Annotated in this window: 15 protein-coding genes; 7 read left to right on the top strand and 8 right to left on the bottom strand. The window is 40.3% G+C overall.

The features are described 5' to 3' along the window. The first annotated feature begins 17 nt into the window (after positions 1-17). Together PSM_RS17090 and PSM_RS17085 are read left to right on the top strand one after the other, a co-directional pair. On the top strand, positions 18-1238 hold the full coding sequence (locus tag PSM_RS17090; RefSeq protein WP_013463129.1) for a M24 family metallopeptidase: 1221 nt from the start codon (positions 18-20) through the stop codon (positions 1236-1238). A 119-nt stretch (positions 1239-1357) separates the two neighbouring features. Next, entirely contained in the window at positions 1358-2017 is a 660-nt protein-coding gene (locus PSM_RS17085) for a DsbA family oxidoreductase (RefSeq protein ID WP_013463128.1), read from the top strand. Positions 2018-2054: 37 nt separating this feature from the next. On the opposite strand, the gene PSM_RS17080 is transcribed toward PSM_RS17085, so the two are convergent. From PSM_RS17080 to PSM_RS17060, 5 genes are all read right to left on the bottom strand, one after another. After that, the gene (locus tag PSM_RS17080) at positions 2055-2864 is read right to left on the bottom strand and encodes a substrate-binding periplasmic protein (protein WP_013463127.1); all 810 of its coding nucleotides are present in this window, start codon (positions 2862-2864) and stop codon (positions 2055-2057) included. A gap of 77 nt (positions 2865-2941) precedes the next feature. Continuing rightward, entirely contained in the window at positions 2942-3220 is a 279-nt protein-coding gene (gene ppiC / locus PSM_RS17075; protein WP_008464312.1) for a peptidylprolyl isomerase PpiC, read from the bottom strand. 78 nt (positions 3221-3298) lie between these two features. Beyond that, on the bottom strand, positions 3299-3718 hold the full coding sequence (locus PSM_RS17070) for a thiol-disulfide oxidoreductase DCC family protein (RefSeq protein WP_013463126.1): 420 nt from the start codon (positions 3716-3718) through the stop codon (positions 3299-3301). A 23-nt stretch (positions 3719-3741) separates the two neighbouring features. Then, positions 3742-4266: a response regulator transcription factor gene (locus PSM_RS17065; protein ID WP_013463125.1), complete on the bottom strand. Its 525-nt coding sequence runs from the start codon at positions 4264-4266 to the stop codon at positions 3742-3744. Continuing rightward, the gene (locus PSM_RS17060) at positions 4263-5501 is read right to left on the bottom strand and encodes a sensor histidine kinase (protein WP_013463124.1); all 1239 of its coding nucleotides are present in this window, start codon (positions 5499-5501) and stop codon (positions 4263-4265) included. The genes PSM_RS17065 and PSM_RS17060 overlap by 4 nt, the downstream gene beginning before the upstream one ends. 393 nt (positions 5502-5894) lie before the next feature. Between PSM_RS17060 and PSM_RS17055 the strand changes: the two genes are divergently transcribed. Both PSM_RS17055 and gloA2 read left to right on the top strand, forming a co-directional pair. Further along, the gene (locus PSM_RS17055) at positions 5895-6974 is read left to right on the top strand and encodes a ketoacyl-ACP synthase III (RefSeq protein WP_013463122.1); all 1080 of its coding nucleotides are present in this window, start codon (positions 5895-5897) and stop codon (positions 6972-6974) included. Positions 6975-7054: 80 nt separating this feature from the next. Beyond that, the gene (gene gloA2, locus PSM_RS17050; RefSeq protein ID WP_008464296.1) at positions 7055-7441 is read left to right on the top strand and encodes an SMU1112c/YaeR family gloxylase I-like metalloprotein; all 387 of its coding nucleotides are present in this window, start codon (positions 7055-7057) and stop codon (positions 7439-7441) included. 39 nt (positions 7442-7480) lie between these two features. Here gloA2 and PSM_RS17045 read toward each other — a convergent pair whose 3' ends face one another. Both PSM_RS17045 and PSM_RS17040 read right to left on the bottom strand, forming a co-directional pair. Continuing rightward, complete coding sequence (locus PSM_RS17045) at positions 7481-8842, bottom strand: leucyl aminopeptidase family protein (RefSeq protein WP_013463121.1); 1362 nt, start codon at positions 8840-8842, stop codon at positions 7481-7483. An 83-nt stretch (positions 8843-8925) separates the two neighbouring features. Continuing rightward, complete coding sequence (locus PSM_RS17040) at positions 8926-9348, bottom strand: hypothetical protein (protein ID WP_013463120.1); 423 nt, start codon at positions 9346-9348, stop codon at positions 8926-8928. Between the two features lie 104 nt (positions 9349-9452). On the opposite strand from PSM_RS17040, the gene PSM_RS18535 reads away from it, so the two are divergent. From PSM_RS18535 to PSM_RS17030, 3 genes are all read left to right on the top strand, one after another. Continuing rightward, complete coding sequence (locus PSM_RS18535) at positions 9453-9611, top strand: oxidoreductase-like domain-containing protein (protein WP_076921669.1); 159 nt, start codon at positions 9453-9455, stop codon at positions 9609-9611. A 332-nt stretch (positions 9612-9943) separates the two neighbouring features. Then, the gene (locus PSM_RS17035) at positions 9944-12514 is read left to right on the top strand and encodes a TonB-dependent receptor plug domain-containing protein (protein WP_013463118.1); all 2571 of its coding nucleotides are present in this window, start codon (positions 9944-9946) and stop codon (positions 12512-12514) included. Positions 12515-12658: 144 nt separating this feature from the next. Next, on the top strand, positions 12659-14101 hold the full coding sequence (locus PSM_RS17030) for a tetratricopeptide repeat-containing sulfotransferase family protein (protein ID WP_013463117.1): 1443 nt from the start codon (positions 12659-12661) through the stop codon (positions 14099-14101). On the opposite strand, the gene PSM_RS17025 is transcribed toward PSM_RS17030, so the two are convergent. After that, positions 14070-14978, bottom strand: coding sequence for an alpha/beta fold hydrolase (locus tag PSM_RS17025; protein ID WP_013463116.1), 909 nt, complete (start codon positions 14976-14978; stop codon positions 14070-14072). The two genes, PSM_RS17030 and PSM_RS17025, sit on opposite strands and share 32 nt — an antisense overlap. Positions 14979-15051: the final 73 nt, after the last annotated feature.

Below are 15051 nucleotides of genomic sequence, written 5' to 3'. Positions count from 1 at the left end.
TTTTGTAGGAGAAATATATGACCACAGTTGGTATTGGTACACACACACCCGAACAAGCACTTGCTAGTTTAAGCAATATGACCCACTCAGTAACGCCAATTCAGGCCGATGAGTATTTAGTGCGTATGGCCAAAGCGCAAGCTTATATGCAAGCTAATAATATTGATGCGATATATTTAAATGCAGGTACCAACTTAACGTATTTTACCGGTATGAAATGGTACGCCAGTGAACGACTAGTCGGCGCTATTTTACCCGCCACGGGTGAGGTGCAATACATTGCCCCCCACTTTGAAATTGGCTCTTTAAATGGCTTTAAAGTCATTGATGGCCCAATACACGGCTGGCAAGAACACGAGAACCCTTTTGAGCTATTCGTTAAAGTGCTGAAACAGCTTAATATTAGCGACACCGCTACCGTGGGCATTGATGAAAGCGCACAGTTTTTTATTTTTGATGGCATCAATAAAGCCAGTTCAGGATTAAAACTAGTTAACGCACAACCTGTAACCGCACATTGTAGAATGCATAAATCAGCCAATGAATTAGCATTAATGCAATGCGCCATGGATATGACTTTAGCGGTTCATAAAGCCACCGCTAGTATGCTTTATGAAGGTATTAGCACCGTAGAAGTCGAAGAATTTATAAAAAAAGCGCATCAAAAAGTAGGTGCCCCGGGAAATTACTTCTGTATTGTATTGTTTGGCCTTGCTACCTCATTCCCACATGGTGTAAAAGATCCACAAATTTTGAAAAAAGGCGACATGGTGCTTATCGATACTGGATGTAAAGTGCACGATTACCTGTCTGATATTACCCGCACTTATGTATTTGGTGAAGCAACCAGCCGCCAACGCCTATTTTGGGATTTTGAAAAAGCGGCACAATTAGCAGCTTTCAATCAAGCAGCTCTCGGCGAAACCTGTGAATCGGTTGATCAAGCCGCTCGCAGCTACTTAGCAGCTCAAGGCTTAGGCCCTGAATACCAAACACCAGGTTGCCCACACCGCACAGGCCATGGTATTGGCTTAGACATTCATGAATGGCCATACTTAGTGGGCGGCGATAAAACCCCGCTTGCCACAGGCATGTGTTTTAGTAACGAGCCAATGCTGGTTATTCCAGATGAATTTGGTGTGAGATTAGAAGATCACTTTTACATGACAGATGACGGCCCGCGTTGGTTTACCCAGCCAAGCCACAGCATTGACGACCCATTTGGCTTGAACAGCTAACCTGAAAACATTCAATAAACGAGCAGCACTTTCGCTGCTCTTTTTATGTTCAATGATTGATAAACTAAACTTCATCCCAATATCCATTGTTATTAAAAAGCAATCCTTCAAGGATCCCTATGAAAAACTTAAAAATAGATATCGTCTCAGATGTAATGTGCCCGTGGTGTATTATTGGGTATAAAAACTTAGAAACCGCATTGGAAGAATTAAAAGACGAAATGAGTGCGGATATTACATGGCACCCTTTTGAGCTTAATCCAGATATGCCACTTGAAGGACAAGACTTAAACGAGCACTTGCAGCAAAAATACAGTTTAACTGAAGAAGAAAGCGCGCGAAATCGTCAAAACATGGCGGATGCGGGTGAACGAGCTGGGTTTACCTTTAACTTTGACGGTAAACGCATCATGATCAACAGCTTTGATCTACACCGCTTGCTAATGTGGGCGCGTGAAGAAGGCAAACAAACTGAGCTGAAATTGGCGTTTTTTGAAGCACACTTCACCGATTTAAAATATTTAAATCAAGAAGATGCGTTACTGGATGTGGTAGAAAAAGTCGGCCTTAACAAAGACACAGCCAGAGAAATTTTACACTCAGATAAATACGTACAAGCGGTACGCCAAGAGCAAAATAACTTTAAACAAATGGGAATAACCTCAGTACCTACTTTCATTATAAATGATAAGTACGCGCTTACCGGTGGGCAACCGAGTGAATCGTTTATTCAAGCACTTAAGCAAATAAGTGAAGAAGAAGCCAAGCAGGAGCAATAATTTTTCGGGTTAGGCTACATTTTGCGGCCTAACCTTATTAATTTTTTAAGTTAAACACCCGTCTGTTATTTAAATTAAGCCCGTCCTCAACATCACGATAATAGTGCTCATAAAGCGCATTTAACTCGCCGCTATCTGCTAACTTTGTTAAGCCTTGCTCTAATAACTCAATGATTGCTTTGTTATTTTCGTTTGCGTAAAAATAATAGTAATTATCGTATTGCAGCATAATATGAGGCTCAATAACAAAGTTATACTGAGGATGTTTACGTATTTCGGCTTTTATAGCAGTTACTGAACGCGGAAAATAATCGCCAAGTCCTTCATCTAACGCTTTTAACATGCTTTCATAACTCAAATCATCATTAACTGTTAAGCCATTGTTCTTTAATACATAATAATCAGACCAACTTTGCTTTTGTAAGGCTATGAACGGCTTTAGTTGTTCAAGGGTTTTTATATCTGAAAATTCGCCCAACCGGCTTTGTTTAACCATGAGCAAGCGCTTTGAATGCAGCCCATTATAAATAGGATAACTTGTGCGGATTAAATGTCTTTGCTCTGCAAGGGAGTTTGGCAAAGTTAACCAAGCTAAATTAACATCATCGTTACGTGTGAGCTCTTCTAAAATTCTTTTAGTATTCATTGGCTCAAGACTATAAGCAATATTGAGCTTTACATTAACCTTTGCAAAGCTCTTTTCTAATAATGTTAAAATATAGTGGTTTTTTGGTATGTCTTGGGTGCTTGGTTTGCCAAGCTTAAGGGCGATCGTTTGCTCAGTGCTACTGGCAAAAAATGACACTGCCATTAAAATTAAACTGCAGCATAAAATAATAAGCTTCATAGTTATTCCAAGTTGCTTTAGCAATGTAACAAACTAAACAAATGATAAGTATAGCGGCAACTTAAAATTGCGTTAGTTTATGTACGATAAAGCACCTTAATCACATGCCAACCAAATTTCGTTTTTACTAAATGCGGTTCTAAAATTGCACCACTAAAGGCCACCTTATCAAACTGTGGAACCATTTGGCCTCGTCTAAACTCACCTAAATCACCGCCTTTTTTACCCGATGGGCATGACGAATACTTTTTAGCTAAAGTTTGAAACTTTGCGCCTTTGCCTAATTGCTTGATGATGTCTTCTGCAATCTCTTTATGTTTTACTAAAATATGCAGTGCGTGCGCCGTATTTGCCATGTAAGTGCCTTTTTAATGCTTAAATTTAAACGCCGCGATTTTAGCACAGCCAATACATTCAGGCATCTATTAAAGCACTTATAAATAGTGGGCTTGGTCTTGCTTTGAAGGGATCCTGCAATAGTGATATTTACCAAATAAGGTATATCGATTTGATGCAATTTTATCATAAAGCCAATTGTTAAAACGATTTGGCAACACACTAAATATACCACTAAGTTTCCACGGATAGCCTAGCTGTTTAATCACCTCAAAAAATGCATGGCTTTGTATAAATGCTTGAGCGTTTTCAATGTAAACCATAGAGGCAAAATCAGTTGTCGAATAGCCAAAGTGCATTAATATTTGTTGTCCTTTTGGCGATTGTACACTGCACAGTTTAAACATGGCCTGAGGATCGTGAGCAATAATAAAATTACACCACGCACTACAAAGCTTGCACTGGGCGTCGAACAGTATAATTTTTTGGCTTTTTATTAGCGCGGCGGTATGAGTCATTAATTGCTTGCTCAAGTGAGGGCTTATTGCTGCACAGGTTTTTTTTGTAGCTTGCGCTGCAAAGTGCGTCTATGCATATTAAGCTGCCTTGCAGTCATTGATACATTACCGTTGTTACTGTGTAATACATGTTGAATATGCTCCCACTCTAAACGCTCGGGTGACATAACCTCTTCAGGAATTTCGGTTACTGTCGATACCGGCTCTACTTTTAGCGCTTTTAATAAGCTTGCCATATCGACAGGCTTAGTTAAATAGTCATTAGCGCCCAAGCGCATCGCCTCTACGGCTGTAGCTATACTTGCAAAGCCGGTAAGCAATACAATATGAGCATGTGTGAGTAAATGGCGCAGCGGTGCAATAAGCGCCAGCCCATTTTCATCTGCTAACTTCATATCTAATAAAATACAATCAGGTTGCTGCTGGCGAGCCCTAAGTAAAGCCTCTGTTTGGTTATGTGCAACCTCACAGTTAAAGCTGTGTTTTGTTAAGCGCCTTGCCAAAGTGGTAGCAAGGTTAATGTCATCTTCAATAATTAGCAGCTTCATAGCGCCGACTCGGTTATTAATAGTGGCATTTGTATCTTGGCCACCGCCCCACCATCGGGGTGATTATAAACAGTTAACGAACCATTTAAACGCTCAAACGTGACATTTGATAGCATAACCGCTATTCCCATGCCTTGCTCGCTGGGCATGAGCTGCCCGCCTAACTCCGCTAACTCTGAGGATAAAAAACCAGCGCCAAAATCCCGAATAATTAACGCAATACTTTGCGCATCTGGCTGTTGCCAACTCAACTCTAATTGCATTTGGCCTTTTTTTTCGTTAGCAAGCGCTGCATTTTGTAATAAGTTTAAAATAGCAGGTAGCAGCATGGCATCACTTTTTAATGTGGCTTTAGGCGCCTCATTAAGCCAGTTTATTTGTTGATTAGGGTATTGTAATAGCAACGTATCATGAATTTGATTTTGCAGCTGCTCTGCTTTTATAGGTGTTTGCGTGTTTTTATCTCGTAGCTGCATAGAGAGCTTTCTAAAATCATTAAGCTGAGTGCGGCATTGCAGCAAGGGTGATTGCATTTGCTGAATAATTTCATTGTTGGGATACTCTTCTACAAGCTCTTCAAACAATAATTGTAAATTAGCAATAGGCGTTGCTAATTGATGAGTAATTTGCGCCGCTGCGCCATCGAGAGTAACCAGTTGTTCACTACGCAACTGTTTCTCTCTAACTTTGGCAATAGTGCGCTCACGTTGTTGTAAAGCACGGTTCATTGCACCAATAACCAACGCAATCACGCAGGCACTGATAACAAAATTAACCCACATGCCAATAAAGTGGCCACTCATGTTCATTTGGTGCATGCTATGCTCTGGCATTTTAATCAGTAGCATGCTGTAGGCAGCGATAGCCAGCACAGCAATATAGGCAAGCCCACGAGCGCTCAATGTAATTGCCGCTATCATAATAGGTAACAATAATAACGACACAAATGCGTTAGTTGCACCGCCACTTAAAGACAACAAAATAGTTAAAAAAAGTACGTCAGCGGTCAGTTGCATCAGCATGCCAACTGGCTTTGCTTGGCTAACATTTCTATAAGCAAAGATACTTGCTAACTGAAAAACCGCCTCAAGCGTAATAACGGCTAGCAACGGCATGAGCGCAATTTGATGCTCTAATAAAAAATAAACGCTTAACACCGCAATAAGCTGCACAGCAATGGCGCCACTGCGCAGCATTAATAACCGGCTAATAGCAGGATCGGTTTTAATTAACACAATAAGATTCACCTGACTGAATATACATTGCTTTGTTATCCATTATAAATAATGCTTTTTAAGTAATGCTTTTTAAGTAATGATTTCATAATATGCGCCCCATATTAGCTGCTCACTCAGCCGCACTCAAGCATATATGGTCAACAAAGTATTCGTATTCTATTAAGCTTAGAAAGCCTATGAGCTATCGTGTAAAACACGCAAAATCATTAAAAGCATTTAATTAACACAATAAAAACAAGCCACTTACCTTTAAACAAAAATGCAGCAAATAGTCCGTAAAATAGCAGTAATTACTAAGCAAACCATGCTATAAACTAGTGTTAACAGCTAATTTTTGATATAACGTCCTCATTAGACGAACACGTCATACCACTTTTAAGAGAACACACTATGCCTTACGCACATATCACTGGTTGGGGTAAATGCATTCCACCAGCAAGCATCAGCAACGACGAAATAAGTGAAATTGTAGATACAACCGATGAGTGGATCACCACACGCACAGGTATCAAGGCACGAAGAGTTAGCCATGTAAGTACTGCTGAACTTGCTAGTGTGGCTGCAAAACATGCCATTGCTTGTGCTGGCGTAGATGCAAAAGATATCGATTTAGTTATTTTAGCAACGTGCACCCCCTCAACAGTAGTCGCAAACACCGCCTCATTAGTACAAAAAAATATTGGTGCCACAGGCGCTGCAGCCATGGACACCAACGCGGCATGTTCTGGTTTCTTATATGCTTTACAAGCTGCGACAGCGCAAATTCAAGCTGGCATGATCAAAAAAGCTGTCGTTATCGCGGCTGAGCGCATGACGTGGTATGTAAACTGGGCACGACGCGACAGCGCAGTATTATTTGGTGATGGTGCCGGTGCCGTTGTGCTTGAAGCAGCAGAAACTCCTGCAGGCTTATTAGGGACTAAAACCGGTTGTGACAGCGAAGATCGTGATATTTTACACATTACTAATTTTGGCAGTGATTTAAATAAATATGAGCCAATTGGTCCATCAGACCTTTTATTTGAAGGCCGTGAAATATTTAAACGTGCCGTTAAAGGCATGAGTGAAGCCTGTGACGACGTGCTTGAACAAGCCAATCTTAAGTTAGACGATATCGATGTACTAGTTCCGCATCAAGCCAATCTACGCATTATTCAAGCTATTCAAAATCGCTTAAAAGTGGATGACGAAAAAGTAATGGTCAATATTGGTGAATATGGCAACACCTCTGCTGCCACCATTGCAATTGCATTGTGTGAAGCCGTTGAGCAAGGCTTAATTAAACCGCATGCAAACATTATGTCGGCGGCATTTGGGGCTGGCCTTACTTGGGCGGCAAGCTATATAAAATGGGGCGAGCGAGTAACGCCTATTGCTGTTAGTGATGCTGAGCTTCCACCGTGTGATAAAACGGGTTTAGAGCTTGTTGCACCGGCTGTAAAAGCGTGTAAAGACGCAGAGCCTAGCTAAAAGCTAATATATAAACATGCACATGTATTGATAAACAGCGCACTGCTTTTAGTGCGCTTTTTGCTTTTTAAGGAAAATATATGCAACTACTAGGCATTCATCATGTAGCCATCATTTGTAGCAACTACCCACGCTCTAAACATTTTTATAGTGAAATATTAAAACTCACGATTATTAATGAGCATTATCGTGCACAGCGTCAGTCTTACAAACTCGATTTAGCTTTACCTGATGGTAGTCAGTTAGAATTATTTTCGTTTAATGATGCGCCAAGTAGACCAAGCTACCCCGAAGCACAAGGACTTAGACATTTAGCATTTAAAGTTGGGTGTATTAATACTGCTAAACATTATTTAGAGTCACACAATGTCATCGTCGAAAATATTAGAGAAGATGAAATAACCGGCAAAAAATTCACCTTTTTTGCCGATCCAGATGGCTTACCCCTTGAGTTATATGCACTTTAACATCAAATAACTCAAGGTAAACCTTAATCCAAGTTCAGGTTAGTTAAATCGATTTTGTAGGTAAGTAAATACTGCACGAATACCCAGTGCTTCACCACCAGCTGGACGCCCGGGTAATGCACGTAAATTCCATGCCATTACGTCAAAGTGAACCCATGGTGTATTTGGCTCTATAAACTCTTTCAAATAAAGCGCAGCGGTTATTGCGCCACCAAATGGCGTACTTGCACAGTTAGCCATATCAGCCACATCGCTTTTCAAAAATGGTTTGTATTGTTCGAATAACGGCAATTGCCAAACAGGGTCGTTAACTTGCATTCCCGAGTCCATAATGGCATTTGCTACAGCGCGATCCGTTGAGAAAAACCCCGGTAACTCCGTACCTAACGCAATACGGCACGCACCAGTTAGTGTAGCAAAATCAATGATTAATTCAGGATCATCGTTTTGTGCTTCGCTTAGTGCATCACACAGCACTAGTCGCCCTTCTGCATCGGTATTGTCTATTTCGACCATAATACCTTTACGGGTTTTTACTACATCGCCAGGGCGAAATGCATTACGCGAAACAGCATTTTCAACCGCAGGCACTAAAACACGAAGGCGTATTGGTAAGTTAGCGGCCATAATTAGCTGAGCCAGGGCAATAACATGCGCGGCCCCACCCATGTCTTTTTTCATGTTGCGCATGCCTGAACTAGGTTTTAAATCCAGTCCACCGGAATCAAAACACACGCCTTTACCGACTAACGTAATTTGTGGCGCATCGACTGCCCCCCATTTCAAGTCAAGTAATCGTGGTTTATTTTCACTCGCGCGCCCTACCATGTGAATAGTTGGGTAATTTTGCTCTAATAACTCATCACCTATCCACTGCGAAAATTCACCGTCGAATGTATCTGCTAGGTCACTCATTACCTGCGATAAATGCTGCGGCATCATATCAGCAGCTGGGGTATTAACTAAATCGCGTGCTAAATTAATGGCGTCCGCTTGTTGTTTTACTTGTTCATATAATGTTTTATCAGCAATGCCAAGCTGAGCTTTTGCTGTGGCTTTTTGCTTGTACTCACTAAACTCATAACCACCTAAGACAAAGCCTAAAGCAAGTTGAGCAACTAAAGACTCATCACCTTGAATTTGATAACAACCCGCAGGTAATTTACTGGCAAGCTCGCCAGCGGCCCAAAAATCATCAGTGCTTTGCATTACACAAAATACCTGACTTAGTTCACCCGTTTCTGGGTTTGGTACTAGTGCGAGTCCTGATTTTTCAAAATCTGTGTTTGCTAGCCAGCGCTGTACAAAACTCGGTTGCTGCGTAAGCCAATCGGTTAGTTCGTTTTTAACGATAAAAGATAGAGGAATTCCTGAAGAGGTATGACGAAGTAAAGCACTCATTAAATGACTCACATAATAGAAAATGATGCCTTAGCATAACAATAAGCACTATTAAAAGGTATAGCTAATTATGTTCTGCTAGCTTACTTCTTCTTTGAGGGCGTTGAGTCTTGCTCTTGGTTTTGTTGAGCAATTTCTTGATCAATTTCTTTAATCGGCTTATTCATACTAAAAGAACTCGGTAATACATCAACACCTACTAACTGCCCTAGTTTAACAACCAGTGGAATAGTTAATGGTGCAAACGGTAATAACGCAAAAACGCCTAGCCCTAGTCCTTTTAATATATCAACAAACTGCTCGTTGGCGCGTTTTAGTTCTGCTTTATTTGTTTGCCCTTGGGTATAACGCCTATAAATTATTAGCATTTCTTTGGTTTCTTGCCTTTCTTGGGCAAGCGCAATTTTAAGCGCGACCATAGCACGACGAAAGCGTAGTTGTTGTCGCTTTTTACTTATTTTAGCAACCCGCCAGGGTGCACGATGGATAACTTTATATAATCGCATAGCCTGTATTCTCACACAGCGCTTTCAGTTCACAAAGAATAATTTACACGGTTTATTCAATCATTTATTCTTAAAGTTCATTTTCCTCAGTTTTAATTAAAAACATGCAAAAAAACATACCCAACACTAAACCCGAAAGGCCAAAATCTGATGAGTGCTGCGGCGGCGGTAGTTGCTGTCCATGCGTATGGGATGAGTACAAAGAAAAACTTGCACAGTGGAAAAAACATCATGGTGAAAATATCAATAGCAAGTCAGTTTAATTCAATAATAGAAAGTAGCTAAAATAGCTTATTTAGTTAATAACTATGTATCAATGCCTGCTTTTACCCCCTTTCCCTGCCCTACTTATGATTAACTCTGCGTTATTTTTAGATAAATCATTTGTTTCAACTTGTTAAATAGTGGTTAATTACCCATTGCCCTCTTTAGTTTTTTTATCTATAGTCTATTTCGAGGACTCACAGGAGGTGCGCTTAGTTTATTAAGCTTTTAGGAGTGAGTTGGCAATATCTGCTCCCCATTGAATGTGAACCGTCCACAATAAAGTCATTAAATAGACTATACAAATCAATTCTAACTGGGGATATTTAGAATGAAATTAAAAAGCAATGCGCTTCAACAGGCCATCAAATTTGCTCTAGCAACAACAGCCGCAGGCTTATTTGTTTCTGGTTCAGCAATTGCTCAAGAAGAGCAAACCGAAGTTAAAGTTAACAAAAATGTAGAAAAAATTGCCGTAGTAGGTACGCGCTCTGCGCCTCGTTCTATTGGTGACTCTCCTGTACCTATCGATATTATTGGTGGTGAAGAGCTAAGTAAATCAGGTAACACTGATATGCTAGAGCTATTAAAAGGGGCTATTCCTTCTTTAAACGTACACTCAATGCCAATCAGTGATGCTGCTTCATTAGTGCGCCCTGCAAACTTACGCGGACTACCTTCAGATAGCACACTAATTTTACTTAACGGTAAACGTCGTCACCGTGCTTCAGTTATCGCCTTTTTAGGTGGTGGTATTAACGATGGTGCGCAAGGTGCTGATATTTCAGTAATTCCAAGTATTGCACTGAAACAAGTAGAAGTACTTCGTGATGGTGCCGCTGCACAATATGGTTCTGATGCGATTGCTGGGGTTTTAAATTTCCAACTTAAAGATGCCTCGGAAGGCGGATCTTTCGAAGTTCGTAAAGGCCAATATTACGAGGGCGACGGTGATACAACCCAAATTTCAGGTAATGTGGGCTTACCGTTTACCGATAGCGGTTTTGCAAATTTAAGCTTTCAGTACAAAACAGCCGATGCGACCAGCCGTTCAGTTCAACGCTACGATGCAACTCAACTTATCAAGGCTGGAGTACCAGACATTGCTCCGATCACTCAAGTATGGGGTGCACCAGAGGTTGATGACGACATCTCTATCTTTGGTAATGTTGGTTTAGAACTTACTAACGACTCACAATTTTACATGTTTGGTAACTACTCAGAGCGTGATGTACGCGGTGGTTTTTATTACCGTAACCCACATACTCGCCCTGGTGCATACTCAAATGATGGTGGCGAAACACTGCTTGTTGGTGATTTAACCGGTGATATGAGCGGTAACTGTCCAACAATCATGATTGATGACAACGTTCTTGATAACCCTGACTACATTAATGGTGTAGCAAATAACCCTGATTGTTTCGCATTTAACGAAATGCTTCCGGGCGGTTTTACACCAAACTTTGGTGGTAATATTACAGATACGTCACTTACTATCGGTACTAAAGGTGAGTTTACTGGCGGCTTTTTAGAAGGCGCTTATTATGATCTAAGTGGTACGGTAGGGTATAACGAATCTCGCTACTTTATATACGACACAATCAATGCTTCACTGGGTCCAGATAGCCCGCGTGATTTTAGCCCAGGTAAATATGAACAATTAGAGAAAAACTTTAATTTTGATATTTCAAAAGGGTTTGACTTTGATTTAGCTTACGATGTAAATATTGCCGGTGGTTTAGAATGGCATGAAGAAACCTTTACTGTAGTGGCAGGTGATGAGGCTTCGTTTATTGCAGGTCCATTAACTGATCAAGGTTTTGGTATAGGTTCTAACGGTTTCCCTGGATTTAAACCATCAGATGCAGGCGAATATGACCGTCGTAACTATGCAGCTTATATTGATATTGAAGCGCCATTTACTGAAGAATTCTTAATGGGCTTAGCGCTTCGCTACGAAGATTACGATACCTTTGGTTCAACCACTAACTATAAGTTAATGGGTCAATACCACCTGACTGAAGATCTAAATATTCGTGGCTCTATCAGCACCGGTTTCCGTGCGCCTACCGTAGGCCAAGCGAATGTTAGTAACGTACAAACTAACTTAAGCAGTGGTGTACTAGTAGATTCGGCTTTGCTACCACCTACAAACCCAATTGCTATTCAACTAGGTGGTACTGAACTTGAGCCTGAAGAATCACAAAGCTACACCTTTGGTGCGGTGTATACTATTGGCGATTTATTCTTAACGGTTGATTACTACAACATCCAAGTAGATGACCGTATTAGCCAATCAGATAAAATTGAACTTAGCCAAGCAGATAAAGACACGCTTGAAGCTGCGGGCGTACCTAACGTACAAAACCTTGCGCAAGTTAGTTTCTTTACTAATGACTTTGATACCACTACACAAGGTGTTGATTTAGTTGCTAACTACTCAGCTGAATTGTTCAGTGGTAGCTCTACATTTAGCTTAGCGTACAACTGGAATGAAACAGAAGTAACACGCTCAAGTGATATAACTGGTGCATTTAAAGTAAGCCGTCTTGAAAATGACTTACCTAATCACCGTGCAACACTGAGCTGGGCACAACAATGGGAAAGCTTTTCAGCATTTTCTCGCCTTAACTACTTTGGTGAGTACCAAGGCGTTCACGTAGATTATGATGAAACAGCTAAAATGGCTGACGCAGCAGTCACGTTAGATGTTGAAGTCACTTACTTCATGAATGACTCAATTAGCTTCTCATTGGGTGCACAAAACTTACTGGATCAAGAAGCAGAAAAACTTGATTTCACAGTGGCACCAAATAACAACTGGGGTGGTAAGTACTACGAAACATCTCCATACGGAATTAATGGTGGCTTTTACTACGCTAAAGCAACCTATACTTTCTAACATGTGTTAATAATAATCAAAGGCGAAATGTGTAATGCATTTCGCCTTTTTATTGCCCTTTATAAACCCATTTAAAATGACTTTTACACTCGCATTTTTTGTGACTTTGGGGTTATAGTAATTAAAAAGAATATTAGTTGTATTATGCTACTAAAAAAAGCGGACCAGTTATTATCACAAAACAAGCTCAGAGAAGCTGAGTTTCATTACAAAATGCTATTACAAGCAGAGCCTGATAATGGTGACGCCCTGTTTGGCTTAGGTAAAGTAGCACTGCGTTTAGAACAATTTGATGCCGCTGTTTATATACTACAACGAGCGTGTCAGCATCTCCCTTATGCATTAGAACCTTTGTATGCACTAAGTGATGCATTTAATGCGGTCAACTCTCCTGAAGATGCGCAAAAAGTACTCGAATACGCAACAAGTATTGCCGCAGACAACCCAGACACTCATTATTATTTAGCCCAGCACTATTTAACCTTTGGCGAGCTTGATAAAGCGCATGCCACGTTTGAGGAAGCATTAAAGCTTGGAATAGCACCAGTTACGGCTTATGTTTTATTTGAATTGGTACAATTAGGGCGCTTTAATAAAGCAAATAATTACATCGATCAGTTACACCACTTTTTAACGCAAACAAATAACCTACGCTTAAAAATGGTCTGCTACTATGCTTTAGCTAAAAGTTACGACAAGTTAGACGATACTGATCAAGCGTTTAACTATTTTGTGATTGCCAATCAGCAACAACACAAACTCAGTGAATTTAATACTGAAGATTTAATTGGGTTTTATGATCAACTTATTGAATATAATAATGAAAGTGTGCTCAATTTAGCAAACCTAAATAAGCAGTATCCTGTTACGCCCGTGTTTATTATTGGTATGCCACGAAGCGGCTCAACCTTACTGGAGCAGATGTTAGCAGGACACAGTCAATGGGCAACGCTTGGAGAAGACACCAGTATTAGTAATAAGGTCGTCGCTTTTTTAGAACATAAAACAGGGTTACGCTACCCTCAATGCTTAACTAAGCTAGCAACGCCTTTAATTAACCAAGCCAGAGCTATATATTTAGATACCTTAAGTTCTTCTGGGAGCAATTGCGCATTTGTGATCAATAAACTGCCTAGCAACTACCAAAACTTAGGGTTAATTTATATTCTATTCCCAGACGCTAAGTTTATTAACCTGAGTCGCAACTTTCATGCAACCGCATTTTCAGTGTTTACTAATTACTTTGCTGAAAACGAACCCTATTTTTGTGATTTAAATGAATTTACTTTGTACCATCAGCTTTATGAAAAACTGATGAGCCATTGGCAGCAATTTAACCGCTTAGCTATTTATAATTTAAGTTATGAGCAGTTAATTGAAAACCCTAAAGATCAATTAACCACACTATTGAGTTTTACTGGCTGTGAATTTGAACAGACTTGTTTAGACTTTTACAAAAATAAAAGCGCCGTTACAACGCTCAGTAAACATGCCATCAGGCAACCTGTAAATAACAAAAGCCTTGATAAATGGCAGCGTTATGAAGCCCCTTTACTTAGTTTGCTCTCGTTGCCTCAAACCAATTAAGCACATCTATAAATTGTTCTTGGCGTGCCTGTGGATGGGTAAGCATATTAATATGGTCGTAATCTACTTTGTGCCCAAAGCGGCGGCCATATATTTGCATTTTTTGCACCCCAGTACCTGACTCATCAATAAACTTTTGAATATCGATAGGCTGTGCCAATGCTTTATCTTTTACTGCCGCAATATGTAACGTCGGAGGAAGCGTGAGATTTGCTAATGTTTTAGCGTAATCAAAGCCATCATCACTGTCTATCCACGGATTTTTCTTAGCCCACTGCATACTTTGATAATGGGACTTTTGAGTTTCATCATCACTGCCCCACTTTAAGCGTTTTGCTGGTAAATAACCGTGTTTTTTCGCTAATATTGGCGCCATAAAATACCAAATTAAATTGGCCTGAAATAACTTTTTAGGGTGGTTATTAAATAGCGAACGCTTTGAACCAAAATAGGCACACGCTTTTACATCGTTTATCAGCTCAGGGAAGCGAGCAAACACGCTATTAAGCAACACCCCACCCCAAGAATGAGCAACTAAAAAGTCAGGTTTTTTACTCTCTAACTGTTCAATTTTTTCAATAAATGCCGGAATATCTTCAACAATCGCCTCAGTTTGTCCATACCGTGCTTGCTTACAAATAGCAGGTTTACTTTCACCACGCCCGCGTAAATCAGCGACATAACAACAATACCCTTGTTCAGCTAAAAAAGGCGCTAACCCTTTATTGCTATGAGTGTAAAATATTTTGCCATTTTCTACCGCACCATGAATTAATAACACCACAGGGCCGCTCGGCTTCTGGTTGGCGATACGGCGCAAATGCAGTGTTTGATGGTCATCTAATTTAATAAAAACAGATTGTTGAGTAACTGCCAAAGCGAATTCCTTATAATTGCTAACAACTCATCCTACCAGTAATGTCTGGTAAGCCAAAGGGAAAATTATGCAC

The sequence above is a fragment of the Pseudoalteromonas sp. SM9913 genome, from assembly GCF_000184065.1.
GTDB lineage: Bacteria > Pseudomonadota > Gammaproteobacteria > Enterobacterales > Alteromonadaceae > Pseudoalteromonas > Pseudoalteromonas tetraodonis.
Note: the sequence above shows the minus strand (reverse complement) of the source record. Positions and strands in the feature narration are given on the sequence as shown.

Coding starts and splice junctions, on each gene's coding strand:
- gloA2 (WP_008464296.1), top strand. CDS start 7,055: ATGCAACTACTAGGCATTCATCATGTAGCCATCATTTGTAGCAACTAC.
- PSM_RS17085 (WP_013463128.1), top strand. CDS start 1,358: ATGAAAAACTTAAAAATAGATATCGTCTCAGATGTAATGTGCCCGTGG.
- PSM_RS17070 (WP_013463126.1), bottom strand. CDS start 3,718: ATGACTCATACCGCCGCGCTAATAAAAAGCCAAAAAATTATACTGTTC.
- PSM_RS17065 (WP_013463125.1), bottom strand. CDS start 4,266: ATGAAGCTGCTAATTATTGAAGATGACATTAACCTTGCTACCACTTTG.
- PSM_RS17090 (WP_013463129.1), top strand. CDS start 18: ATGACCACAGTTGGTATTGGTACACACACACCCGAACAAGCACTTGCT.
- PSM_RS18535 (WP_076921669.1), top strand. CDS start 9,453: ATGCAAAAAAACATACCCAACACTAAACCCGAAAGGCCAAAATCTGAT.
- ppiC (WP_008464312.1), bottom strand. CDS start 3,220: ATGGCAAATACGGCGCACGCACTGCATATTTTAGTAAAACATAAAGAG.
- PSM_RS17055 (WP_013463122.1), top strand. CDS start 5,895: ATGCCTTACGCACATATCACTGGTTGGGGTAAATGCATTCCACCAGCA.
- PSM_RS17035 (WP_013463118.1), top strand. CDS start 9,944: ATGAAATTAAAAAGCAATGCGCTTCAACAGGCCATCAAATTTGCTCTA.
- PSM_RS17040 (WP_013463120.1), bottom strand. CDS start 9,348: ATGCGATTATATAAAGTTATCCATCGTGCACCCTGGCGGGTTGCTAAA.
- PSM_RS17080 (WP_013463127.1), bottom strand. CDS start 2,864: ATGAAGCTTATTATTTTATGCTGCAGTTTAATTTTAATGGCAGTGTCA.
- PSM_RS17045 (WP_013463121.1), bottom strand. CDS start 8,842: ATGAGTGCTTTACTTCGTCATACCTCTTCAGGAATTCCTCTATCTTTT.
- PSM_RS17030 (WP_013463117.1), top strand. CDS start 12,659: ATGCTACTAAAAAAAGCGGACCAGTTATTATCACAAAACAAGCTCAGA.